At 35.5% G+C, this 25262-nt stretch carries 27 protein-coding genes and 1 pseudogene; 3 read left to right on the forward strand and 25 right to left on the reverse strand.

Annotated features, from left to right (window positions below):
- Nucleotides 1-33 precede the first annotated feature (33 nt).
- The 4 genes and pseudogenes from BN2087_RS07705 to BN2087_RS09585 all read right to left on the reverse strand — a co-directional run bounded on the left by BN2087_RS07705 (nucleotide 34) and on the right by BN2087_RS09585 (nucleotide 3795).
- A complete protein-coding gene (locus BN2087_RS07705) occupies nucleotides 34-990 on the reverse strand; it encodes a helix-turn-helix domain-containing protein (RefSeq protein ID WP_049691234.1) in 957 nt (318 codons plus the stop codon).
- A gap of 2 nt (nucleotides 991-992) precedes the next feature.
- A complete protein-coding gene (locus BN2087_RS07710; RefSeq protein WP_049691235.1) occupies nucleotides 993-2465 on the reverse strand; it encodes an ABC transporter ATP-binding protein in 1473 nt (490 codons plus the stop codon).
- A 9-nt stretch (nucleotides 2466-2474) separates the two neighbouring features.
- A complete protein-coding gene (locus BN2087_RS07715) occupies nucleotides 2475-3191 on the reverse strand; it encodes an energy-coupling factor transporter transmembrane component T (protein WP_049691236.1) in 717 nt (238 codons plus the stop codon).
- Nucleotides 3191-3795: pseudogene (locus tag BN2087_RS09585) on the reverse strand (MptD family putative ECF transporter S component). The gene BN2087_RS07715 and the pseudogene BN2087_RS09585 overlap by 1 nt, the downstream one beginning before the upstream one ends.
- A 348-nt stretch (nucleotides 3796-4143) precedes the next feature.
- Between BN2087_RS09585 and BN2087_RS07725 the strand changes: the two are divergent.
- Together BN2087_RS07725 and BN2087_RS07730 are read left to right on the forward strand one after the other, a co-directional pair.
- Nucleotides 4144-4500, forward strand: a complete 357-nt coding sequence (locus tag BN2087_RS07725) for a plasmid mobilization protein (RefSeq protein ID WP_049691237.1) — start codon at nucleotides 4144-4146, stop codon at nucleotides 4498-4500.
- Between the two features lies 1 nt (nucleotide 4501).
- Nucleotides 4502-5833: a relaxase/mobilization nuclease domain-containing protein gene (locus BN2087_RS07730; RefSeq protein WP_049691238.1), complete on the forward strand. Its 1332-nt coding sequence runs from the start codon at nucleotides 4502-4504 to the stop codon at nucleotides 5831-5833.
- A gap of 73 nt (nucleotides 5834-5906) precedes the next feature.
- Here the strand turns inward: BN2087_RS07730 and BN2087_RS07735 are convergent, their stop codons facing one another.
- The 6 genes from BN2087_RS07735 to BN2087_RS07760 all read right to left on the reverse strand — a co-directional run bounded on the left by BN2087_RS07735 (nucleotide 5907) and on the right by BN2087_RS07760 (nucleotide 9361).
- Nucleotides 5907-6173 (reverse strand): hypothetical protein, encoded by a 267-nt coding sequence (locus tag BN2087_RS07735; protein ID WP_000676624.1) that lies wholly within the window; start codon nucleotides 6171-6173, stop codon nucleotides 5907-5909.
- Nucleotides 6174-6215: 42 nt separating this feature from the next.
- On the reverse strand, nucleotides 6216-6503 hold the full coding sequence (locus BN2087_RS07740; protein WP_231113392.1) for a hypothetical protein: 288 nt from the start codon (nucleotides 6501-6503) through the stop codon (nucleotides 6216-6218).
- Between the two features lie 249 nt (nucleotides 6504-6752).
- Complete coding sequence (locus tag BN2087_RS07745; protein ID WP_002368319.1) at nucleotides 6753-7970, reverse strand: tyrosine-type recombinase/integrase; 1218 nt, start codon at nucleotides 7968-7970, stop codon at nucleotides 6753-6755.
- Between the two features lie 81 nt (nucleotides 7971-8051).
- A complete protein-coding gene (locus tag BN2087_RS07750; protein WP_000814512.1) occupies nucleotides 8052-8255 on the reverse strand; it encodes an excisionase in 204 nt (67 codons plus the stop codon).
- Between the two features lie 456 nt (nucleotides 8256-8711).
- The gene (locus BN2087_RS07755) at nucleotides 8712-8942 is read right to left on the reverse strand and encodes a helix-turn-helix domain-containing protein (protein WP_000857133.1); all 231 of its coding nucleotides are present in this window, start codon (nucleotides 8940-8942) and stop codon (nucleotides 8712-8714) included.
- Nucleotides 8939-9361, reverse strand: a complete 423-nt coding sequence (locus BN2087_RS07760) for a sigma-70 family RNA polymerase sigma factor (RefSeq protein ID WP_000804599.1) — start codon at nucleotides 9359-9361, stop codon at nucleotides 8939-8941. The genes BN2087_RS07755 and BN2087_RS07760 overlap by 4 nt, the downstream gene beginning before the upstream one ends.
- Nucleotides 9362-9865: 504 nt before the next feature.
- Between BN2087_RS07760 and BN2087_RS07765 the strand changes: the two genes are divergently transcribed.
- Nucleotides 9866-10219 (forward strand): helix-turn-helix transcriptional regulator, encoded by a 354-nt coding sequence (locus BN2087_RS07765; protein ID WP_001227347.1) that lies wholly within the window; start codon nucleotides 9866-9868, stop codon nucleotides 10217-10219.
- Between the two features lie 59 nt (nucleotides 10220-10278).
- Here the strand turns inward: BN2087_RS07765 and BN2087_RS09155 are convergent, their stop codons facing one another.
- The 15 genes from BN2087_RS09155 to BN2087_RS07840 form a co-directional block, all read right to left on the reverse strand.
- On the reverse strand, nucleotides 10279-10446 hold the full coding sequence (locus BN2087_RS09155; RefSeq protein WP_000336323.1) for a cysteine-rich KTR domain-containing protein: 168 nt from the start codon (nucleotides 10444-10446) through the stop codon (nucleotides 10279-10281).
- 118 nt (nucleotides 10447-10564) lie between these two features.
- Nucleotides 10565-12484, reverse strand: a complete 1920-nt coding sequence (gene tet(M) / locus BN2087_RS07770; protein WP_000691736.1) for a tetracycline resistance ribosomal protection protein Tet(M) — start codon at nucleotides 12482-12484, stop codon at nucleotides 10565-10567.
- Nucleotides 12485-12499: 15 nt separating this feature from the next.
- Nucleotides 12500-12586: a tetracycline resistance determinant leader peptide gene (locus BN2087_RS09160; protein ID WP_011058339.1), complete on the reverse strand. Its 87-nt coding sequence runs from the start codon at nucleotides 12584-12586 to the stop codon at nucleotides 12500-12502.
- 274 nt (nucleotides 12587-12860) lie between these two features.
- A complete protein-coding gene (locus BN2087_RS07775; RefSeq protein ID WP_001224320.1) occupies nucleotides 12861-13796 on the reverse strand; it encodes a conjugal transfer protein in 936 nt (311 codons plus the stop codon).
- Nucleotides 13793-14794, reverse strand: coding sequence for a bifunctional lytic transglycosylase/C40 family peptidase (locus BN2087_RS07780; RefSeq protein WP_000769868.1), 1002 nt, complete (start codon nucleotides 14792-14794; stop codon nucleotides 13793-13795). The genes BN2087_RS07775 and BN2087_RS07780 overlap by 4 nt, the downstream gene beginning before the upstream one ends.
- Entirely contained in the window at nucleotides 14791-16968 is a 2178-nt protein-coding gene (locus BN2087_RS07785) for a CD3337/EF1877 family mobilome membrane protein (RefSeq protein WP_000804748.1), read from the reverse strand. Before BN2087_RS07785 ends, BN2087_RS07780 begins: the two co-directional genes overlap by 4 nt.
- A gap of 2 nt (nucleotides 16969-16970) precedes the next feature.
- Nucleotides 16971-19418, reverse strand: a complete 2448-nt coding sequence (gene tcpF / locus BN2087_RS07790; RefSeq protein ID WP_002368314.1) for a conjugal transfer ATPase TcpF — start codon at nucleotides 19416-19418, stop codon at nucleotides 16971-16973.
- On the reverse strand, nucleotides 19402-19794 hold the full coding sequence (locus BN2087_RS07795; protein ID WP_025186755.1) for a conjugal transfer protein: 393 nt from the start codon (nucleotides 19792-19794) through the stop codon (nucleotides 19402-19404). Before BN2087_RS07795 ends, tcpF begins: the two co-directional genes overlap by 17 nt.
- A gap of 13 nt (nucleotides 19795-19807) precedes the next feature.
- Nucleotides 19808-20305, reverse strand: a complete 498-nt coding sequence (locus BN2087_RS07800) for an antirestriction protein ArdA (protein WP_002368312.1) — start codon at nucleotides 20303-20305, stop codon at nucleotides 19808-19810.
- 116 nt (nucleotides 20306-20421) lie between these two features.
- On the reverse strand, nucleotides 20422-20643 hold the full coding sequence (locus BN2087_RS07805; RefSeq protein WP_001009056.1) for a hypothetical protein: 222 nt from the start codon (nucleotides 20641-20643) through the stop codon (nucleotides 20422-20424).
- 42 nt (nucleotides 20644-20685) lie between these two features.
- Complete coding sequence (gene mobT / locus BN2087_RS07810) at nucleotides 20686-21861, reverse strand: MobT family relaxase (protein WP_002390710.1); 1176 nt, start codon at nucleotides 21859-21861, stop codon at nucleotides 20686-20688.
- 205 nt (nucleotides 21862-22066) lie between these two features.
- Nucleotides 22067-23461, reverse strand: a complete 1395-nt coding sequence (locus BN2087_RS07820; protein ID WP_002368310.1) for an FtsK/SpoIIIE domain-containing protein — start codon at nucleotides 23459-23461, stop codon at nucleotides 22067-22069.
- Between the two features lie 39 nt (nucleotides 23462-23500).
- Entirely contained in the window at nucleotides 23501-23887 is a 387-nt protein-coding gene (locus BN2087_RS07825) for a YdcP family protein (RefSeq protein WP_000985040.1), read from the reverse strand.
- Between the two features lie 15 nt (nucleotides 23888-23902).
- Nucleotides 23903-24217, reverse strand: a complete 315-nt coding sequence (locus BN2087_RS07830) for a YdcP family protein (RefSeq protein WP_000420681.1) — start codon at nucleotides 24215-24217, stop codon at nucleotides 23903-23905.
- A gap of 681 nt (nucleotides 24218-24898) precedes the next feature.
- Nucleotides 24899-25252, reverse strand: a complete 354-nt coding sequence (locus BN2087_RS07840; protein ID WP_000721289.1) for a hypothetical protein — start codon at nucleotides 25250-25252, stop codon at nucleotides 24899-24901.
- Between the last annotated feature and the right edge of the window lie 10 nt (nucleotides 25253-25262).

Below are 25262 nucleotides of genomic sequence, written 5' to 3' on the forward strand. Positions count from 1 at the left end.
TTCTATTTTATTTCTCCTCTAAACAGTGCGTACTCACTCTGTTTGGATAACTGTTTTTCTATATTCTGTCGGAGTTTTTCCTATAACACTCTTGAACGCTTCAGTAAATTTACTGCTATTTGTATATCCAACCTTGCCAGCAATAACGATAATAGAATCATCTGTTTTTATCAACAATGTCGAGGCTATATTCATCCTATAATTTCTAATAAATTGATAAATAGGCTCTCCATAAACTGCTTTAAAACATTTCTTTAATGTAGTCAACGGAATATCATATTTTTGTGATAATTCTTCCATCGTAAAATGCTCTTCGATATTATTTGTTATAAACTCTTTAATATCTTTTACTTTTTCAATCTGTGATTTGTAAAAATATTGATATTTATAATTCCCATTTTTATTTTCTACTACTCTCAAGAGCATCAACAGTTCAATTACTTTCAATTTTAAATAATCATATTTTAACAGTTCCGGAATTTTATAAAGTTCTTCAAAAATATGATTAATAATCACATCCTCATGTATAACAAAAGGTACATACTTTGATAAAAATGTTTCCTTAATTCTATTAATATCTATTGAAAAATTTAAAAATAATGTATTCAAATTTTCATCCATTTCATCAGGAGAAAAAGTGATTGTTATCCCATGATAATGTTTTGTTGGAAAGCTACAATATCTATATTTGGAATCAAGTTTTTCAAGCAACACATCACCAGCACCTAAATACAAATATTCTCCAGATGAAACTTCCGCTTCTATCCTACCTTCCATACAATAGTGTATACTAAAAGAGTTACTGTCACCTATAACTCTATCTGGTCCTTTTTCAATATGAAAGTTATTATACATTACGGAAATTCCTGGACAAACACTATAATACAATACAGTTCCATCTTCTCCATCAACTCCCATTTTATATGTAGAGCAAGTGTTACTTCGAGTTAACAATTCCATACTTTCTTCAATCATTTGTGTATTTAACATTTTTAATAATCCACCTCCTCTCTTATAAAATATTTTTTAATTTTCTCAATACCGACTTCATTTAAAAAATAACTATCTTTTACTTTGCCATTCTCTAAGTGCAAAATATAATCACATGCACTTAATAGCATCTCATAATCATGTGTAATTATGAAAACAGACTTACCTCTATTTTTAAGTTTCTTCAGTTCATCTGCTACCATTTTCATATGGGATAAATCTAGTCCACTTGTAGGTTCATCAAGAATAATAATATCCCTATTTGCAACTAATGCACTTGCTATTGCAACTCTTTGTTTTTCTCCTCCGGATAACGACATCGGATGCTTGCTTTTAAGTGAATAGAGATTTAATTCTTTTAGTATATTATATAACTTATTTTCATCTTTTGGTGTCATAGATAACAACATTTCATCTTCAACACTCTCTGTAAATAATTGATGATTAACATCCTGCATTACTAAATAACACAACTTAAGTTTCTTTTTTTTATAGTATGATTTGCCCTCATAATAAATTACACTTTTATCATTTTTACTTATTCCGCACAAACAATCAGCAAATGTTGACTTCCCAGCACCATTATAACCAATGATACCAATAATCCTATTTTGCGGTAATTTTATTTCTCCTACTTTTAGTACACACCCATCCTTCTGATAACCATATTTCATATCAGAAATTGAAAATTGACTTTCACTTTGCACTTCTTTTTCTACATATGATGGGAAAGTATTTAGATCCAAAGGTCTTAACCCTGCTTTCCATTTATCTCTTTCTATAAATTTATTAAATTCTTCTTCCGTATATTCGCCATAAATATTTCCATCTTTTAAATGAATTACTCTATCCATTAAACCTTTTAAATAGTATATTCTATGCTCAGAAATTACTACTGTCTTACCTTGTTCTTTCCATAATTTAATTAACTTTCTAAGTTCCAGAGTTGCTGAAATATCTAAGTTAGATGAAGGTTCATCTAATACTATTATTTCTTGTCCACTTACAAAAACACAAGAACAAGCTATTTTTTGTTTTTCTCCTCCTGATAAGTTAAATATATTTCTTCCCATTAGATTTTTAATGCTTAATTCACTACTTACTTTTAGTATCCTATCTTCAATTTCTTTTTCAGGTAATCCAAAATTTTCCAAACAAAATGCCAATTCGCTTGTAGTATCAATTGTGAAAAATTGAGTTTTAGGATTTTGAAATACACTTCCTACATATTTCGCTGTTTCATATAACGGGATTTTACTTACTTCAACTCCATTTATACACACAGTACCATTAAGTTCCCCATTATAATAATTGGGAATCAAGCCATTAATTAATTTAGTTAAAGTAGTCTTTCCGCTACCCGAAGTTCCGCAAACCAAAGCTATCTGACCTGACTTAATTTTTATGTTTATATTTTGAATGGAGTATTTTTTTTGTTCTGCATATCTAAATGATACATTTTTAAATTCAATCATATTTCGCTCCTAAAAAAATATAAAAACAACCCAACATAAGCTCGCAAGTAAAAGCAGAAAATAATCTATTTTTTTTAGTCCGATTTTGCAAATATTAGTTCTTTTAATCGGAGATCCTAACCCTCTTGTCAAAGCTGAGGCAGATAATTCCTCACCAATTTTTGTTACAGATATTAGCAAAGGAACTAATCTATACTCAATCATTTCTATTGGACTCTTCCTTATTGTTACACCTTTTATTTTCATGGCATTTTGTATAGAAATATATTCTTCTTTTACTGTTGGAAAAAATCTAAATACTACCGAAAATGGAATAATGATTTTATATGACACTTTAAGTTTTTCCATAGCTGCGATAAATTCACTAACAGAAGTGGTACTGATTAAATAGTAACCCATAATAAATCCCGGCAATATATTTGTATATATACCTACTGTTGCTAATACCAAAAAACTCAGAAATCCTGTCGTATAAGGTAAAACAACAAAATTTAATGCAAATATAATCAAATACAATATCAAAAATCTTATAGCTGCTTTACCTTTTTTAGAAATAAATAATGCAATAAAGGGCAAAACCATTAAAAGATGCCGCAAATAAAACATAGCACCATGACTGCTTCCAGTAGCCATGATGCTCGTTACAGTTACCATAAGAAAAATTTTTGTGCGTGGATCTATTGTTATATATGATGGTTTATATCTAACTACTATTTCCTCTATCATTATACTATTCCTGCTTTTTTAAGATGCTTTTTTAGAATACTCTTTCCTAATAGCGAACCTAAATATGCTCCTATAAAACAAATAATAAACAACACAGGAATAATCCAATATGGCGTATACATACGCAACGATTCTGCATATACTTTACCATACCCTTCAGCTACCTTAGCCAAATATGCTTCTCTTCCAATAAACAATCTTGCAACACAGCCAACTATCCAAAAAGAAAATACGCTATATCCAATAGAAATATATTTCCATTGTTCATATTTACCTTTTTTTATTATCAAGTCTCCTAAAATCCAAAGATAATACCAAAAGCAAGGACAACTATGCCACCACCCATTAGCATATAAAGAAGACCTAATAGTATCCCTGTTATTGAAATTACACCAAACTTCTTGACCTTAACTATATAGAATATGCTTGGGATACCACAAACTAATGGGCATAAAAAAACTAATAGTAAATTAAATATTGGAATATACCCTAACATTGAAACAGCAAATTCAATCATAAAATACACTACTGTAAAAATTCCAATATTGATCAAGTCCTTTGCTTCAAGTTTATTTTGTTTCTCCATATATCTCACCTCGTCCATATAATATTGGTTAGCTGATACTAACTTTAATCATGATAGCATTTATCATTTTTTCTTTCCGCCCCAAAAAGCCCTATGTCGCTCTGAATGGTTTGCTTTTTATAAAACAAACCATTCCTAAAAGATTTATAAAAGCTACTACTTGTGATATAATTATAATAATAATTTGCTTAATGCTTGTTTTACAAACTATTCTTTTATATCTTTTGTAGCAAGCACAGTAAGTGAGTACCCACTTACGAAAAATTGATGAAGCAGAACCTTTATGGACTGCTTCTTTTTTTTATCAATTTTACCTTGTTAGGGAGAACCCTAAGACCCCAATAATTTATGATAAGGAGATATACTATGGATAATAGAAAAAGAAATAATCAACTAAAAATATATTTAACAGATGAAGAAAAGGAAGTTTTTGAAAAGAAAATGAAACTTGCTAATTGCAAAACTATGTCCCACTTTCTTAGAAAATGTGTATTAGAAAAAGAAATTTATGTAGTGGATTTAGAACCATTCAGAAACCTACAATGGCTACTTTCAAATGCAACAAATAATATAAATCAGATTGCAAAAGCAACTAATACAACTGGTATTATTTACAAAAATGAAATCGACTCAATGAATAAACAGATAGAAAAATTATCAAGAGAAATATGGCAGATCCATTCCCTACTTCTTAATAAGTCAAAAGAAAGTTCTGGTAATTAGTATGGCAATTACAAAAATACATCCTATAAAATCAACTCTAAATTTGGCAATAGATTATATAACTAAGAGTGAAAAAACTGATGAAAAAATCTTGGTATCTTCATTTAAATGTCATCCATCTACTGCCCATATTCAATTTTTGAAAACTCGAGAAGATAATGATACTAAAGGAACAGTCTTAGCTAGACATTTAATTCAATCTTTTCTACCAGGAGAGGTTGATCCTATAAAAGCTCACGAAATTGGAATGGAATTATGTAAGAAAATTTTAAAAGAAGATTATGAATTTGTTCTTGCAACTCATATAGATAGAGGGCATATCCATAACCATATTATTTTTAATAATGTTAATTACAAGACTGGTAAATGCTACCAATCCAACAAAAAAACTTACCATAAAATCAGATATCAAAGTGATGAGTTATGTAAAGAAAATAAGCTTTCAGTCATTGATGAATATTATGAAGCTTACAAGAGAAAATATAAAACTGCTGGTAAATCTTGGTATGAGTTTGACCAAAGTAAGAAAGGAAATTCTTGGAAGTCTAAACTGCAATTTGACATAGATCGAACGATTAATAAGTCTAACTCGTGGGAAGAATTTTTAGAAAATATGAAAGCTCTTGATTATGATATTAAGTTTGGTAAACATATTGCTTTTCGTCATAAAGATAAGAAAAGATTTACAAGATCAAAGACTATCGGAGAAGATTATACTGAGGAAAAAATCAAAGAAAGAATAGATTTAGCCATTAAAAATAAAGCTAATCCTATTAAAAAACGAGTGGGAAATGTTATTGATATATCTACTAATGAAAAAGCACAATTCTCTAAAGGTTATGAAGTTTGGGCAAGAAAACATAATATCAAAACAATGGCTGATTCAATAATAAAATTAAGAGAACAAGGAATTAATTCAATTACACAGCTCGATGACCTCATCAAAAAATCTGCTGATGACAGACAAGATCTGCTAGATAAAATAAAGAAAATTGAAACTGAAATGAAGAGTTTATCACAAGATATGGAAAATATAAATACTATAAATAAGTATCGTGAAATCTACAAATACCACAAGAAAAATCCTGAAAATAAGCAATTTGCAGAAGAATATTATAGTGAACTTTCCGTCTATAAAATAGCTGCTAAAGAAATCTTGAAGAACTATAAAAAACTACCCAATACAAAAGAAATACTATCAAGCCTGGATAAATTGCAAGAAAAAAAGAACACCCTTATGCAAGAGTATTCTTTGAATAAAGAACAATTTTCTGACCTTGTTCAGTATAGGAAAAACTATGAAAATTATTATGGAAAGGAAGTAGAGAGATAAAAAGCTATAAGCGGATAAACTTATAGCTTTTTAAAATTATTTATAAATTTTTAATCTAAACTTATTATCTCACTTAAAGAGATCCTACTAGATGACCTGCGAACATTGATATAGGAAGTAATAAGATCAAAAGGATATTTAATAACATAAACAACTTATCCTTTTCCTTTACTCCAAATATTAAACCTATTAGTCCAATAATTGGGCAAACAAACATTGATGTGATTCCGGTTGGTCTTAAACTTGTATAGCTTTCAAATATACCTACTGGAAGTAGATAAGAGATCACAAATATCACAAGTCCGAGTAGAAATATCTTCTTACTTATTTTTCCTTTCATAAACACTCCTAATAAATTTTTAATTAATTTAATTATATACAATTAATATTTTTTAATTTCTTCAAATTCAATAAGTTTTACTTCATTATTTTTAATCTCCAATATACATGGTATAGTATTAATAGAATAATACTCTAAAATTTTATTAAGATCAGCATTGTTAAAATATTCATCTATATCTAAATCTACGATATTTTTTGATAAATCATGTTCTTTCCCTTCTTTTTTTGCTAACTCTACTCCATTGCTTATATAATGTAAGCAATATGGGCAATCCTTAGATGTTAATAGACATATGCCGTCTTTTCTTTCTATATCTTTCCAATCCACTTGATTCAGCTGTCTTTTTTCTATTTCATAATTAAATAATTCATAAAATTGTTTATAATTATTAATATTTCTAATAAACAAAACATAGATTTCTAATTATCCTTTTAAATCTCATTAAATGCTCGTAAAGCCTTATTCTATGTGCTTTCGAGTATTTTTACTGTAGGAAGATACTTCACGTTTCTTTGCATATTTCCTCATGAATTGACTGTCAGAAGTGGTAAATTAGTAGTAAATTCATCTGTACTACTAAGCAACAAGACGTTCCTGCTGTTTCTTTTTTTCCAAGCGGTTCATCTCTGCCATAGCAGAATCGAATGTAGCATGTGCGTAATAGTTCAGCGTCATGGCTATATTAGCATGTCCCATAATGTACTGTAATGCCTTTGGATTCATTCCTGCATTTGCATAGTTGGTACAGAATGTATGTCGCAAACTATGTGGAGTGATGTGTGGCAATTTATCCTCGTTATACTTATTGTATTTCTTAACAAGACCTTTCATCATGCCGTTGTAATCACTTGCCACTTTTGGATAGTTCTTTCTATTAAGAAAGAGGAAATCACTATATCCATCAATCTCAACACGCTTATCATTCTTTCGATTCGCTAACACTCGCTTAAATGCTTGATAGGCTTCTTCAACCATAGGAACTTGACGTTCGCCACTTTTGGTCTTTGGTGTTTCAATGTAGTACCCAATTTCAGTATCTCTCAATAGCTGATGGTCTATATTGACAAGACGATTCTCAAAATCTAAATCTGGAAGTGTCAAACCACCAAACTCTGAAATACGAAGACCTGTTTTTAAGAGTATCAGAATTTCATCATAATTTTTGCTGTAGGTTTTATCAGCTTTTGCAAAGGCTAACAGTTTTTCTTCCTGTTCTTCTGTTAGTACGGTCTTAGGGACAGTATCATCATCAAGAACTGCTTTCAGTTGAAAGTCAAATGGATTCTTCCGAACACAATCATCTTGTATAGCAATATAGAATGAAGCCTTTAAAGAACGTTTGTAGTTATTGATGGTTTGATAAGCATAACCATTTTCACTCATTCTAATAGCCCATTCTTTAGCGTCTGATGGCTTAATACTGTCAATACTTCTTACACCTAACTTGTCTTTCTTCAAAATATCCATAAGATATTTGCGTCCAGTTTCAGTGTTTTTTCTAACCTTTGGTCTTTGAGCGTTCTGTTTTGCGTAAAGCTGGCAGAGTGTCATTTTCTTTCCTACAACATCAATACCATCATGAATGTCTTTCTGTAACTCTGCGATTTTCTCTCTAAGTGAGATACAATCACGCTTTCCTGCTGGTACTCGGTCTGTAGCCACAAGTTTCCACGAGTAAACAAATTGCGGTTCTCCAAATGAATCTATATATTTGTATAAGTATCTTCCGTCTTTTCGTTGGCTCTCTCCAGTCTTTAAGATTCGACCTTTATTGTCACGTCTTTTTTCTGACATGGCATTTGCTCCTTTCCTTTATGGAAAGAGCCTTGATACGACTTAATACTATTTTATCATATACAAGACCCTTTGGCTACGCTAGATTGCATTCAATGTATCTATAATTTTTTCAAATTGTTTTCGTTTAACCTGAATACGATTGCCATTCATAATCAGCCAGTTTGCATTTTTATTTTCTTCTGCCAAACGACGCAGCTTGTTTTCGCCAATACGAAAATATTTTGACGCTTCTTCAATAGTTAGGGTATAACGCTCCCAAATCGGAATGTCAGTCTGCTTCATAAAATCCTCCTTTCCAAATCACTTATTGGATTTCATAAAAGTTGTTTTACAAGCAATCGAACAGCTCTAGCAAAGCTCACGGGAGTTCCACCCCTGCATGGTTCTCATGTAGCCATACTCATTGCCTGCGACGCTTTTAACGCTCGGACTATTGACTGTATGGGAGTATCATTATCACGATAAGAAAGTCGTCGCTGGCAATCCTGCTAAAGATTGTTTTTCGGAACACTAACTGAAACGCTCGCTATCTTTAGAAGATAGGTCATGGCGGTTAGCTCCGTTGGCTCTTTTCTTATCGAAACGTATTCAATTACTTTTATTCAGTTTTCAAAGAACAATGGCTCGTTAGCCTATCAAAACACATTGAAAGCTCAATATGCTTTGATGGAATAACAAACCTCCCTGTTCGGGAAGCGTGGAATAGTATGGCACGCTTCCACGAAAAGAGAGAGGTTATTACTTAATTTCAAATGACAGAATCTTTGTAATCAGTCTGGTTTCCATTCTTCCACGTAAGACTTCATCAACGACCATACTTTGATTGCCATATTCATCTTTCATAAGTCGTAGGGAACGTTTCGTTATGTACCCTCTGTAATGATGTAGAATCTGGTTAATCGCTTCTGTATCGCCATCTGTTGCCTTTACAATGAGAGGAAAGGGAATCATAGGATATTGTGTTTTCATTCTTCAAATTCCTCCATAAACTTTTTGATTAAGGCTAGTCCACTGGTTCTATGCCGATAGACAGTAGAACGGTTCAATTTCAACAGGTCTGCAATTTCTGAATCGCTCATGTCCATAAAGTAAAACAGCAGTAGAATTTCACGTTTCTTGTCTGGCAACTCACGTAATGCTTCACTCAATAAATCATTTTCAACACCAACTGATATTCCATTGAGTGTAAAAATCTGAAAGTCAGTTGAATAGTTATCTGTTGTCGCAAACTGGCTAACAAGATAATCGCCAACATCAGAAAAGGACACTTCACGCTTTGCGATCCTTGAAAGATAAAGCAGATAATTCTTTCGCTCGTCTTCCATAGCACGTTTACAGATATAGTCAAACTGATTTTCTATTGTGGTCTGAAAAAAAGATGGTTTCATGTTTCTCACCCCCTTTCTGTCTAGGAAAGGAAGTGAGCCTTGCTCTTTTATCTCCTTTCACTCTTAGTCCCAATGTGAAAGGGGGATTTGTTGCATTACTGATGAATAAACTTTGTAAAAAAGTTCTGAATAACCAAAAAAGCACACAAACAGATTGATTTCTCTGTTTACATGCTTTTATTTTTCTATCTATATGATTTATAAAACCACATTGGTGGACGTACTTATCTATTGCAGATAGACGACTTTTTTTGATAAATACTCAATGTGGGGAACTTGATTGTATGTGATATACTTCATGGCGACTTTGACCTCCAACAAACCGCCATTTGGAAGTAAGATACAATATTTTAACAGCATAAATAGCACTACCATATAACGGTTTTTTTTATTGGCGTTTAGTAGTGCTTTTTATTAAATATGAACCTATAAACTATATAACATGTTTTTCTATACCTGTTTCTAATTCAATAGGAACAGTAAAATGTATAGAGGTGGTCTACTATGCGTAAAAAAGAAGATAAATATGATTTTAGAGCCTTTGGTTTAGCCATTAAAGAAGCTCGATTGAAACGAGGTTTAACTCGTGAACAAGTGGGAGCATTGATTGAAATTGACCCACGTTACTTAACTAATATTGAAAATAAGGGGCAACACCCCAGCATACAAGTTCTTTATGACCTTGTATCGTTACTTCATGTTTCCGTTGATGAATTTTTCTTACCTGCTAATAACTTGGTAAAAAGCACCCGACGATTACAGATAGAGAAATACATGGATAGCTTTACAGACAAAGAACTATCCTTAATGGAATCTTTAGCCAGCGGTATCAACGAAGCAAGAAACATCGAAGACTAATTAAAAGAATCCATACATAACGGAAAGAGCCGATAAAATGAGATTGTATTAATCTCATTTTATCGGCTCTGCGTCTTTGCGTCTGGCTCTGTAATCACAGTTACTTTGAACTGCTTTATTTCAATTAAATTTTCTTGTCTGCATTTCGGACAATAGAGGGGGAATTTTTTTAATTCAGTATCTTCCCTTATCTTTAATCGTGTTTTATTTCCACATACAGGACACAATATCCACTTGTAGTTTATAATAACTATCTCCTCCTTTACACTTTAATTCAAATCTTTATTAAAGAATATTTCATCTTATTTAACAAGAAACCATATTTATATAACAACATAAAATACACTAAGTTATTTTATTGAACATATATCGTACTTTATCTATCCTACTATTTGGACGACGGGGCTGGCAAACAGGTTCACCGGTAGTAACATGGTACCCTTTTAACTCTGTTAAACAAACACTACGTCCATTTGTAAAGAAAGTTAAATCACTACGATATTCTTGAATACATCGAGCAGGGATTTCTCCACTAAGAATGACCTCATTATTTTTCAATTGAGTGTCTACGATGTTCGCACAATATTTAGGAGCATCGTTGTATGCTCGTGAAAGATATTCCTGTGGCGCATAAATTTTAAAACTAAGATATGGCTCTAACAATTCTGTTCCAGCTTTTTTTAAGACTTGTTCCAATACAATAGGAGCAAGCATTCGAAAATCTGCTGGGGTACTAACAGGGCTATAGTATAAGCCATACTTAAAACAGATTTTACAGTCCGTCACATTCCAACCATATAATCCTTGTTCGCAACCATAGCGTATCCCTTCCATAACTGCATTTTGAAATGATTGATTTAAGTATCCAAGAGAAACCGAGCTCTCATACTGCATTCCACTTCCCAACGGAAGCGGTGATACAGATAAACCAATGGAAGCCCAGAAAGGATTTGGCGGCACTTCGATGTGAATGGTATATTCTGCATTTTTTAACGGTCTCTCCATATAAATGACTGTAGGCTCTTTTAGTTCTATCTCCACATGATACTTTTCTTGCAACAGTGCACTAATCACTTCCATTTGTACTTTCCCTAAGAAAGAAAGTATAATTTCATGTGTCGTAGAATCCACGTAATATCGTAGAAGCGGATCACTATCTGAGATTTCCAAAAGGGCATCAAGCAACATTTCTCTCTGTTCAGGTTTACTCGGTTCAACAGTTGTTTGTAGTAGAGGGTGCGGATTTTCAATCTTTTTTCTCTGTGGCAATAGTTTTGTATCTCCAAGAACACTATTTAACTTCAAAAACTCATTTTGCAAAATAACAATTTCTCCAGAATAAGCTCTATCAATCTTACATAATTCACCATTTATTGAAGTATACATTTCTGTAACTTTTATTTTTTCTTTTTCTGATACTCTAACCGAATCTCGTAAATGTAGTACTCCACTATAAAGGCGTATATATGCAAGACGTTGTCTTTTTTTTGTATATTCAATTTTGAAAACATTTCCGCAAAGTTCAGACGGACCTCGATGTGTTGATGAATAAAATTTATTAGTAATAACTTCTATAAGGTTATCAATCCCTATATTACTTTTTGCACTTCCATGATAAAGAGGGAACAGAGAACAATTCTGAAATCTTATGCTTTCCTCTTGTTCGAGTTCCAATGCTTCTAATGATTTACCGGACATATATTTCTCTAAAAGGTCATCGTTTCCCTCTATTACCGTATCCCATTGTTCAGATTCGGTAAAGTTCGTCACACACATATTAGGATACAGTTCTACCTTCTGTTTGATTACAATTTCGGCAGAAAGTTTCTCTTTAATATCCTGATAAACCGTTGATAAATCAATTCCATTTTGGTCAATCTTATTGATAAAAAAGATTGTGGGAATCCCCATTTTCCTAAGTGCATGAAATAATATACGAGTTTGTGCTTGTACGCCATCTTTTGCAGAAATCAGTAGAATTGCCCCATCTAAAACTGATAATGAACGATATACTTCTGCTAAGAAATCCATATGTCCTGGCGTGTCTATGATGTTCACCTTCGTATTTTCCCACTGAAAAGAGGTTATTCCTGTCTGAATTGTAATTCCTCTCTGACGTTCTAAAAGCGTATTATCCGTCCTCGTTGTACCTTTGTCCACGCTTCCTAATTCTGTAATCGCTCCACTGTTATATAATAAGCTTTCTGTTAAGGTAGTTTTTCCTGCATCAACATGAGCTAAAACTCCAATATTAATAATTTTCATGTGATTTTCCTCCATTCAAAAACCCAAAAGGGCATAAAAATCCCAGTGATAAATACTTTTATCACTGGGATTTTTATGCATAACCATAGGTATACAAAGCATACAGATATTCTCTGGATACTTTAGAATCACATGATAAAGGTATTCTTAAACTGGGTACAAAAAACTAAGCCCTCCTAAAAAAGGACATCCAATTATTTGTTCCCACTATCAAATTGACAGTTTATTTAAGAATACCTTGCCGCATATTTATTAACTCCTTTTAAATAGATACTTAAATAATAGCACGTAAGAGCATATTTGTAAAGGAATCTCCAATTTTTTATCAAAGAGAGTACGTGATTACAAAATAGCTGTAATAATGTACCAATATTTGTTATTCTATAATCTTCCAATTACTCCCGTTCTTTTCAAGTACCAAATCAAATTGAGATACCTGCGTTGCTTTGGTCTGCTGGTCGATATACTCCACTGTCAGCGATACCGTGACTTGATTATCCTTACGATTGTGAATAGGATTTACCAGTTCTTGAAAGATGTACTCTTTTCCGATTGGTTTTAATATCCCGTCATTCACATAGTAGGAAAGTTCACTGGCTGTCGCTGTAGGATAGAGCTTGAAGAACGTCGTTAAAAACTCATTGATTTCATTGGTTGTAATGGAATCAACCGTCCCCTCACTTTCAATGGCTTTTGGTTTATAACTTGATTTCTTAGGTATGTTGGTAATGGTCGGATTCTTAACCAGTACCATATTTCCAGAACCATCTACATAGACACTCACTATATAAGCAGAGTGGACGGTCTTTGTATTTTCTCCCTCTGTAATGAGCTGGTCTACACTGTAGGTTACATTAAACTCATTGTCGCCAGTTGGCTCTACCGTCCATATCTGAAATCCTCTTACAGAAGACGATACAGGAATATCTTTGCGTACTGTATCAACATTGAGAGCTTGAAGTTCATCTGTCAGATAGCCTTTTAGACTTTCCATTCGATTATCAATGGACTTATCGGATTGCTCCCATGAATAGTAGACTTTCGCAAAGTTCTCTACAAAATTTTCTACATGATGAGTATCAACGTATTCCTTTTCTATGATAGTTGTTTCGTGAATAGTATGAGTATCTATAGCTGTAAAGTGCTTGAATATCGCAAAGCTGAAACTAAGCCCTAAAAGTACCCACAAGGCAATCACAACCTTTTTATGAGGATTGACCTTATAGTAGACACGAGGTTTCTTTTCCTTTGGTATCTGTTTTTCTTTATTCTGATTTTTTCTAAATTTCATCATTAAATCTTCCTTTCTCATTGTTTGATTCGTCCTGCTCCCACTAAATGCTGTTGCCAGTAGGGGCTTGTTAAGTCGGCATAACCGATTGGGTCGCCTGCATGAAACATACGGTTATTGCCAAGGTATATCCCAACATGAGTAATATAAGAGCCAGCGTTATAGGTAGAATGAAAGAAAACCAAATCGCCAGCTTGTGCTTCCGATAGTGGGATATGCTGGGTCACATCATATTGCTGTTGTGCGGTTCGTGGTAAGTTAATTCCAGCTTTTCCATACGTCCATTGTGTCAGTCCGCTACAATCAAAAGAAGTAGTCGGGGAAGCTCCACCGTAAACGTATCGCCAGCCCTCATATTTCAGTGCTTCGTCCATGATGGCTTGTACCGTATCATCATCAAACTCTGTTGTGACAAGATACTGCGTTACCAGTTGCACATAAAACATATTGCCATAGTTGTATCGCCAGCCCCCATTGATAGGTATGGCTATGGGATTGGGGTAAGACACTTTTTCGCCACCTGAATACTCTTTTGAGAAACTTTGAGCCAGTTCAAAGGTATATTTATTTCCACGATTAGCCACATACCCTAAGAAACCACCACCATAATTGTAGGACTGGATAACCGATTCTAAATCTACACTGAGCCTTTCGCTACTGGCTAATAATTCACTGAAATACTTCACACCTTGCTTAATGGATTCTTCTGTACTCAATGAATTAGGTGGAAGACCGAGGGATTCCGAGGACTGCATAACATCTTCCGCAGTACCGCCCGATTCCACCTGTATAATCGCAAGAAGTATGTTGACATATTCTTCAACGCCATATTCTTTGGCATATTTTTCTACCATAGGCTTATGAGCCAGCACTTCTGCGGAAACATTCACACCTCCATAATGAATATTGGAAATTCCGCTGTCCTGTTCATCTGAAAATAAAATGGCAACAAACAGAAGCAGTGAGAAGACCATCAAGAATAATCCAGAACCACCAATCACTAAAGTTTTCAACTTCATGGTTTCTTACCGACTTTCTTAATGGTGGCGGTTTTGATTGGTGGTCTACTTCTTGTATTTTGTAGTGGTACTCTTTGAACAGTAGACGGACGTTCTTTTGTGATTGGACGTTGTGAAGTTCTATCTGCTGTAGTGGTTGAAGTTGCTGGCTTTTGAACGGTTTTTTCTTGAACGGTATTGCCTTGGCGTTCCACTTTTGGACTTGAAAAATCGGACTTAACTGCTGGACGCTCTTGTTTGGCTTGTTGAGATTCCTTATATGAAGTCTGAATATTAGACTGTTTTGAGGTCTGTTCATCATGATATTGTTCTTGTCTTGTAGTCGGTCTTTCATGAACAGAAGAAGCAGGCTGTTTTTTCTGTTTGACCTGTTCCATTTCAGAGCGACGCTTCGCAATGGTTTTTCGCCTTTGTTCCTGCTGTTCCTTGCGTCCACTGGCTCTGTCCGCTTTGGTTTGAGAAATACTACTGGTTAAATCACGGACATTCTCTTTTACTTTGGATTTTCCTTGATATACTGCATATCTTGCATTGGTCGGCAAATCTTTAACCTGTTCTTTCAAACCACTAGCAGTGTCTACCATTCTGTCTTTGGTATCAGCTACTGTACCGATGGTTTGACCGATACGTTTTCCAAGTGTTGATTTTTCCTTTCCGTCTGGTCGGGAGTGATCTGCTTGTGTCCTTGCAGAACTCCCCGAACCCGACTGTCCTTTTTTACCTGTAACAATGGCAGACCCAGCCCCTAGAGTAGTCATGGAACGTCCAAGTTTCCGCTGTAGACGGTGCATGTGAGCGTGCATAAGCATACGAGGTTTTCTCATCACACGACTTCCCACACTTTGAGAATCGTTACTCTGTAGAGAAAACATACTCATTAAATCGCCCAGCTTGAAGTAGATTCCTGCAAAGGTCACAATCTGTAGAAAAGCAATCAAAAAGAACGGATAACCAGCCGATAAGGTATAGAGCATGGTTGAAATACTAAATGCTGTCGTAATAATCAATGTGATTCCAGCTCGTGTCAAAATGGTATTAAAGAGCTTTGTTATGGCTCGTTTTGACATACCATCAAATGATGGAATCATGCTTAAAATAAAGCTCACAGGCAGAAACATAGCATAGATGATAAAAAGTACCTGCGAGAAAATCATGATTCCTGTTAATAGGAATACAAATATGGAAATCCCAATATTGAAGACAAATAGGAAGAAGACTGTACCTAAACGGTTAATGGTCTTTGTAATGGTTAGATTGGTATTGCTTCTGTCTTCAATTTCTTCCGCAACAATTTTTTCTCTGTCTTCGCCATTGTTGGAATCTGGGCTGGTGGAGAGCAGGCTTTCCACACGGTCAATACCGATACTTTCAATGTCTGAACTGTTGTATTGAAGCAGTAGCCACGGTTGCTGAACCTGTATGGAAAACAGGCTATCTCTGATTAAGTCCACGCTGTCCTTGCCTTGACTATCGGAATGGGGCATGACAATCTTCGTGCCAAGTGATAAACTGGCATTACTGATGTCTGATGAAAAGTCATTGATTTTTTTAATGTAGTCGGGAGCGTAGGCAATAAAGGAAGCCGATAGGATAAACACCAGCACAAAATTCATAATGGCATGAATTGCCTTTGTGGTTTCTCTCTTTATCAGTCCCGTATAGGCAACATAAACCCCAAGAACCAAAATCAAGAGTAAGAGGAATCCAACATAGAAACCCTCTGTTGAAAATCCGTTTGCACTCACACCAGCTAAGGTCTGCATATTCTTACCAATGGAATCTGCTGTAGCGGAAATGAAGTCTAAGGAATAGGCTTCCTGTACTAAGTAACCTGTCGCATTGGAAACATACAAACTGATTGTCCAAATAAAATTGGTAATGGCATATAGTCCATACATGACCTGTTTTCCAATCCCGTCCGACCAGTTCCACGGAAGCCAGCCCCAGCTATTATCCACATAAAAATCCAGTTGATAGTTTTCAAGTGGGTATCGGCTGTATTCATTTGCCACATTGACCGTATCATCTACCAAGCCCGCAGCTTGAACCACCGTTCCCAGCATGGCTAAAAGAAAAATGGCAATCACAAGTGTGAAAGCCACTGTCATTGCCACTTTACCTAGACGTTTCAGCGTCCAGTTTGATTTTATTCTGTTTACTATTGATGGTTTCACATTTACACCTCTTTTCGCACAGGTGGTCTGGTATCAAAGGCATGGAGCAGTTCTTCAAATACAGGGTGGAACTGTATCACACCGACACGACCATATAAATCACTGATAAGGCATTGCCCGTTTTCCAAATCACGCAATCGCTTCTGATTGTTTTCGTCCTCTGGGTCTACACCAAAAAAGGCTAAGGTCTTTTTAATCTCGTTAAGGTCAGTGGAACGAAATGCAAATTTTAAGCCGAGGTTATTTTTCAGTTTTTCATCTAAGAGGTCGTCTGTATTTTGGGTCACGAAATATACCCCAGCGTTCATAGCACGACCAGCCCGAACCAGCTTCATAGATAGTGTTTTTCCTTGTGCTACCTGTAAAAAGCTCCACGCTTCGTCTAAGTCAACAATTTTAAAAATGCTTCTGTCTGTATGGATAAAGTCTAACGCAAAGGTACTAATGACAATCAGCATTGCCACCGATAGTAACTCCATTGTGGTATATTCCTCAAAGGAGGTTTCTTTATCGGGAAGTACCAAGTCGGCAACCTGTATGATGTTCAGTTGTTTTTCAAGACTGATAGACTGCTCCACATATCCATCACTAAAGAGCAGATGTGCAAAGTCATAGTCTGTAAAACTTTCGATATGGTCGGCTATGCTGGTGCTTATTTGAGTTCCCTCAACCCGTAATTCCTCAATCACTTTCAGAAGACCTCGCACTTCACTATTAGTTACAGCACGAATGGCTTTTCGTAGAACAGGGAAACGGTCAGAATCTCGTGATGAAATCCCCGTAAGGAACGTCAAAATGTCGATTGCCAGTGATTCAGAATCTTTGGGATTTTTCATAATCACGTAAGGGTCAAGTAAGCCTTTATTTTTCTCATCAGAAGTCAGATTGACAATATTAATTTCGTGAGCGATTTCTGGCAAGGTTTCTTTCCATCTGCCACGTTCCGCTTTCGGGTCAACAATCACTGCTTGTGCCCCATAAAGCACTGCATAATAGACGATAAGGTTATTCGCAAAGGATTTTCCACCGCCTAGCGAACCTACAAAGGCAGACGCTAATGCATTGGTTACTGAACCCTTAACCCCTTGACTGGCAAGAGCAGGTTTGAGGTAGACATTGCGTCCTGTATCTAAGCTATAGCCAACATAAATACCCTCATTTTCGCCAAGCATTTGAGTAGCACCGAAACCAAGTCCAGCTAAGAAATCAGAGGTTACATACTGAATATAGTCATTCATATAACGCTTGCTTGATGGTAAAAATTCTTCATGTAAGCCCAGCATATCTCCAAATGGTCGTACCAACTTGACACTTAAATCGTCATAAAAATCTTTCACTTCATTACAACGACGTTTCAATTCGTCCAAGTCATTTGCGGAAACACGCACCACATAAGAGAGCTTATACATGGATTCCTTGCTTTGGTCTAAATTATTTTCCAGCTCATTGACACTTTCCAGAGCTTCCGCCACATTAGAGCTGGTTTCGTTATCACTTTGCCATGCGTGGTTATCTAGGTCTTTTAGTTCTTTCTTTTTATTACGAACGGTGCTTAGTGCTTTACGGTTTGCCACGATTTCCACATTCATAGAAGTATCAATCGGGAATGTAAATTGCTGTTGCTGGTAGTAGAAGATTTCAGAGGACGGAAAGTCCAATTCGCCGACAATGCTGTTGATGGTAAAGTACGCCACATAGACGGTTTCGTCTTCCTGTTGAATTTTTAGGTATCGCTGTTTTTCTTCCACCAGACAACGGGTCGGTTTAATAAGGTCATAATATTTAATCAGCGTTTCATTATCCAGCTTCTTCTTTGATAGATGGTACTCATAATCTTCATAAGCTGTACCTGTCTGTCCATAAAGATGTTCAATCAGATAGCCGAAGTCGTCCTTATCCAGTCTACGGATTTTGAAACGACGAGAGATTTTATTTTCCAAGAGCTTTTCCATCTTCTGAAAACGCAGGATTTCATCATTACTCATGCTGACAAAATCGCCCATTAGCTTATGGTTCACATCATAGACAAAATCAGACAAAGCATTTTTGGCTTCAACGGTAAGACTTTTCATAGAAAACTCTTGATCGTTGAGAAGCAACTTAAAGCCGATAAAGAAGCGGTAGTCCACTTGATTTTCGCCAATCATGGATATTAAAGCGTCTGTCTGTTGGTCGATTTTGTCATAGGCAATTACTTTGAGTTTGCCAGTTACTTCCTCTTTGGAACGTTCTTGTGCAGAACGTATGCTGGATTCTGTACTGATTTGTAGAGCATGAATCTTGCCATCACGATTTTGTGCGATAAGCTGTCTGAAAGAATCATGCACTTGTATTTTCTGTTCTGGACTTAGGAATGAGTAATTGTAAGGAATAAGCTCATAATAGGCGTAACATTCGCCATCTTTATTCCAGACCAGATTATTTTCAATGTATTTAATTGGATATGCCATAAAATTCACTCCTAACTGTCGTAATGGCTTCTTGTGGCTGGTTTCTGCCAAGGGTTACTTTTTTCCCTGCATAGGTCAGCTTTGGTCGCAGTGCATAAGCAATGACAGACTTCAAAAATCCATAAGGCTTTTTACCATCAAAGGTTTTTGTAGACATAAACCATGTGAAAGCCACAGGAATTCCAAAATATTTGAGAAATGCTCCCTCAATCATGGAAAGAGGTGGCAAGTTGCCAAGTATCATAACCGCAAACAGTGACACGACAAACCACGTCATTTGCGTAAAGGTTATGGGAAACGGAAGTCTAAAATCGTTGATGGAGTACAGCACTTTCTCAACAGACCAAATACTGGTATAGCTTCGTATTTTCTTCATAGAATCAATCCTTTCAATAGACGATTTCAAAAATCCCATAATTGGTTGTGATAAAAGTTCCCGAAATTTCTAAATCACGACCATAGGATTCGTAATCAATATAGTTTTGAAGACTGGTTGGCACTTCGCCCAATACTCCAGTTTCTTCAATGTAGTAACGTGCGACATCTGCCATATCATCACAATCCGAGTGAATGATAATATCCTCTTGATGTTCGCTTAGTTCCTCAATACTTGAAAAATGAGTGAGCAGAGCAGATAGCTCGGATTGTAGTTCCTCTGGCAACTCCGATACCATTTCCCATAGGCGATTGAGTTCGCCAATAGAAGTGTATTCGTCAACCGTAAAGGGTAACTCATAATCGTGAATGGCGTATTCCTCGTATTCATCATTCAAGCCGATTTTCTCTTTGACTTCTTCAAAATCAATGGGAAAGGTAAACCAAGCACCGACTAATTCTCCTTCATTGTATTTACCTAAGTTGGCAATATAGACTTGCATATCGTCCATGTGTTCACGTCCTTTCTTTGTAGAGATTCAAAAATCCCTACCGCACTTCGTTTGGTGTACCATTCTTTTGCGGAACATAAGAAAACCACTTATATTCCACAAAATAACGGTTTAATTTAAGCACCGATAATGCGATTAAATAGCTCTAATAAAATGTCTTTTACTCCAGCAGCGTTGAACACCAAGCCCACCGCAATAATCGCAATGATGAGAAAGCCAATCAGTTTACTAAACTCACGCTTGAAGCCAAGATACAAGCCAATTACAACGATTGCTAAAAGTACCAGTGATTGAGCATTTGATAGAAACCAGTTATAAAGGTTTTGTCCAAAATTCATAAAAATGTTCTCCTTTCTGTATGCAGTGAATTTGTATTTAAGTTATTTTTTTGTCGTTATCACGTCCTGTTCTTTTACCGACTGTTGCTTTAAAATCTGCTTGTGTCGGTCTGTCAGTTTCGCATGGTCGAGAATGTCTTTCACAACCTGCGTCTGGTTAATTTCATCAAGTGTAATAGCAACCTTTAAGGTCGGGGCGACTTGATGAGATAGCCAGTTTAGTGTCCTTTGGAAAGAGTAAGGCTCTGGTTTTGTGGTTAGCTTTAATCGTTCACGATTGTTTCCAATAAACCATGCCCATTCTTCATTGAGTTTCCAATCGGAACGTGCTTTTGAATCGTCCTTATCCACAAAGCGGATATACCGATTGATAATCTTAAAAGCTGTATGCTCTGGATTATCATAGACAAGTAAATCACGTACTGCATAATAGGCACGCTCATTTTTTAGTCGGATTTCAAAACGGTTTTTAACCTCTGCGTCTTCAATGGGAATATCATTTTTCTTGTACTGCTCATAGTCCTTTTCATAGATACAGAAATAGACTTCGCTTTGTAATGAACCGATATAAAGCGTGTTTCCCATACATTCCTTTTCATCTTTGCGTACCAGTTCGCCACTGCGATAGCTCTTGAAACTGCGGAACACCGAAATACACTCTTCCTGTAGGCATTTTTCCGTCAGTGTGGGAATATTCAAAATCCCTGTTTTATCGTTGATGGCAAGGTCAAGGCGTTTCATCACGCCACCAGCCACCAAAGCGTCCATAAAGAACTCATACCAGCTTCTTTGTTGTGCTAGAAGATAGCTTTCAAATTGTCTGCACCCACGACCTTTTAATTCCACCAGAACACCTTTGTCTATCTCATGAGAGCAGAGAACGAATATATCGCCTAAGGCATAATGTTCTGAATAAGAATAAAAGCCATAGTCTTCATGAAGAAAATAGGAAAGTTTCAATTGCAATATTTCTTCAACCACATGCTGTACGTCCATTGTGGGAAAGCGAATCCTTACATAGTCAAAGAGCATTTCAAGTGGGGCATCGGGATTGAAGCGTTCCAGAGTTTCCCAAAGGGATTGTTGCAACTCGTCTGATGGCTTAACCTTGCCAGTTTCAATGTCGCTAAGATATTGCCTTGTAATGCCTGTAGCAATAGCCAGTCGGTTTTGAGATAGCCCATAAGCCAACCGTTTTTCCTTTAAATGCTGTATCAAAGTTTGTTCATTCAGTTAAATCCCTCCAATTAAAAAAGGTATGTCAACTATTGAAGCTCATTTGACATACCACGAAATTTTCTAAACTCCTTGTAACCAAAGAATTTTCTGCTATTTTTTTGACTGTTTCCTGTCGATTTGTACCCCCCTGTTAGATACGGGGGGTTAGGTGCTGGCGTGGCTATCGCCACACCAGCCAGCAAGATCAGTCCACACCTGCGACTTTCGCTTCGCACGTCGCCTGCGTGGACTGTCTGCTGTTGGTTAGTTTTTTTATTTCCTCCAAAAAGTCATGACCTTTTGGTACTAAGGGAGTGTAAAATTCTGATATGACACTTGTTCCCACATCAACATAGCCACGACCTTTGATTTGTTTTAAGAAGAAATCTTTTTGTACATCACTGCCAAACATCATGCCATAGCCCATTTCAGACATTCTTCCAAGTGCCACTCTGAAATTAAACTGGTCACGGATTCCGTCGCCTAAATATTTTGCGTCTGGACGTTGACAAGCCAGTATTAAAAAGAAGCCAGCTTGACGACCTAACATGACAATCTGTTTGAGCTTGTTTAAGACTGCGGTATTTTCTTTATTTCCCAGCATTTCCATGAAAGCCACGTATTCATCAAAGATAAGAAAGTTTGCAGGAAGTCCTAAGTAGGCATAGTTCTCGCCAGTCTTATAGTTTTCCATCTCTTTCATAGCTTCACTTCGTGCCATCATTTCATCATAGAAACGGTCAATGCAGGAGAGCATATCTTCTTTTCTGTAGTAGACATTCCCCATCACAGAGCCTAAGTCGGCAAGGTCGGCGTTCTTTGGGTCAAGAATATAGAGCTTAGAATCTGTATAAAGCAAGGCTTCAATCAGTGTCAGTATAAAGTAAGTTTTACCGCCACCTGTACCACCAGCTATGAGCATGTGAGGGAGCTTGTCATATTCCCACCATACGTTTTCCATCAAGCGTAGTTTGCCATCTTTGGCTTGGACTTCATCAATAGAAATACGACTGGCGATGGTGTCATAGAGCAGGGTATATTCCACATAAGAATCTTTTAACTCTTTATCCGTCAGCTCACAGTACAATCCGCTTTCTAATTTCTTTTCCAAGTGTAGGAGCTGGTCTTGATATTTTCCTAGCGTGATTTCCACTCGCATCTGTATTAAACCATCTTTAAGGCGATAAAATATTTTGGGAAAGTAGGTTATCTTTTCCTTAGTACGACTGGACGAATCTTTGAAGAAGCCATCTGTTTTGACCTGTTCCGATTCATACCACTTGTTTTCAAGTACCATCTTAGCCAGCTTTTGACGGTGGTACAGTTGTTTTACTGTATCATATCTATATCTTTTGAATAGAAATGCCACCAGCAAGCAGACAAGAATTGCGACACTAACACTAATAACTAAATAGGGAATGTGAATCTTGTCTACTTGTGATAGGTTAAAGTCCTGCCAGTTAATCTGCTGGATTGTCTTCACATGAAACAGTCCGATAACCAGCAGGAAAATTGGCAGTAAGGACGCTACTGTAAAATGAAAGACTAAATCCTTGTCACTTGGGCGAATCCTTTTACCACGAATGCCAAACTGTTTCATGCGGGATTTCCTCCTTTCTCTCTAGTGGAAGTAGCATGACTATTTATCCGTGGCTGGCTCTTTTTTAGGTTGTGGCTGATTTTTAAAGGTACTGGAATCTTTCGTCAATACAATATCGTCTGCCTTGATATACCAGTCAACATCTGCCCCTCGGAAGGTAGCGGTAGCGACGGTATCTGCAACTGGATTGATGATTTCCACTTTTGCGTTATAGTCAAACTCTTTCAAAGGAACACTGGCAGGAATACTCACTTGAATCATACGTCCTTGCCCTTTGGATTTTAAATCATAGGTACGTTCTTTGATTTCATCTGAAACCGTACCGTCGTCATTTTGGATTCGTACTTCACGACGGAGTGCTGAAAACTTTAATTCTCCAAATGTAGCGTCTTTATCTAATACAATGCCATTAGGTAATCTCATCATTTTTCCTCTCTTTCTTTATTCTTTTATCATGTCGTCCGCATGTAAAAGGTAATTTGTGAATCCACGAGTACCAATTTTATAGCCCTCTGCGGTAATACGTGGATTGACTAACATTACACGTTCCTCAAAGCCGAAATGTTTTTCTCCAGCTTCAGCAGGAAGCACCACCACAATATCATCTGCTCTTTGAACGTCAGAATAGAGGTTGTAGCTTCGAGATAAGACAGTTAATTGTCCGTTGATTCTTCGCTGTTCTACTTTATCCTCGCCAGCAAATTCTAAATTGCCAAATGTTTTTTCCATGTTGGGAATCACAAATTTAAGTTCCATATTTTTACCTATCCTTTCTTTTTATTGTTTGATAAATCTTGTTTGTTTGATGGTCTTAAAGGGAGGGGAGCGACCTTTTGATTCTTGATTTTCTGTTTTCATAAGTTCACTTCCTTTCAAATATTGGGTAAAAAAATAGACACCTCATTTTTTGAAGTGTCTACCTATTAAATATTCAATTTTATTGGAAGTATCTTTGTATCTTCACTTTTCAAGGATAAATCGTCGTATCAAAGCTCATTCATAAGTAGTAAATTAGTAGTAAATTGAGTGGTTTTGACCTTGATAAAGTGTGATAAGTCCAGTGTTTATGCGGATAATTAGATTTTTATACTGTTTTTAATTTAAACAATTTAAGCATTAATAAAATAACAACTACCAGATATATCCCTTTGATTATATTTTTTATTTTTCATACCAATTATTCAAAAAATAAATTTCCCAAAAACATAGTAATTGAAAAAGATAATATTAATATTAAGTTTAATATAGAAAACAATATAGACTTTCTTTTAAACGAAAAAATCAATCCAATTATTCCCAATATAGGGCATATAAAAAATGTACTCAATCCTAATGGTTTTAATTCCGTAAATCTATTTAGCATATTTATAGGAAGATTGTATGAAACAATAAATACTATTACTCCCATCACAAATGTATATTTCTCTATCTTGTCCTTTAACATCCTTTCTTTTTTAATTCTCCTATTAATTTATCTATTATTTTATTCTTTATAACTCGATTTGTTCCTAGACTAACATTAATTATATCTACATCCATTAATAAACACTTTTCCAAAGCCCAATATAAATCCCTTAATTCTCCAAAATTATTTAAATTGAGAATCGGTAAAATGACAAATTCTATATTTCTTTCACAAGAATCGCCTAATTTGTTTTTTATTAAATCAAGTATTATTTTTGTGTGAAAATTATTAATATTTTGAATTTTACTATTATTAACTGTTATTATATTTTTTTCTTCGTCGTTTCTGTAATAACCATCTATTATCCCTATTTTTATTTTTTTCATACTAAATATA

It is taken from the genome of Anaerococcus jeddahensis, assembly GCF_001182725.1.
GTDB lineage: Bacteria > Bacillota > Clostridia > Tissierellales > Peptoniphilaceae > Anaerococcus > Anaerococcus jeddahensis.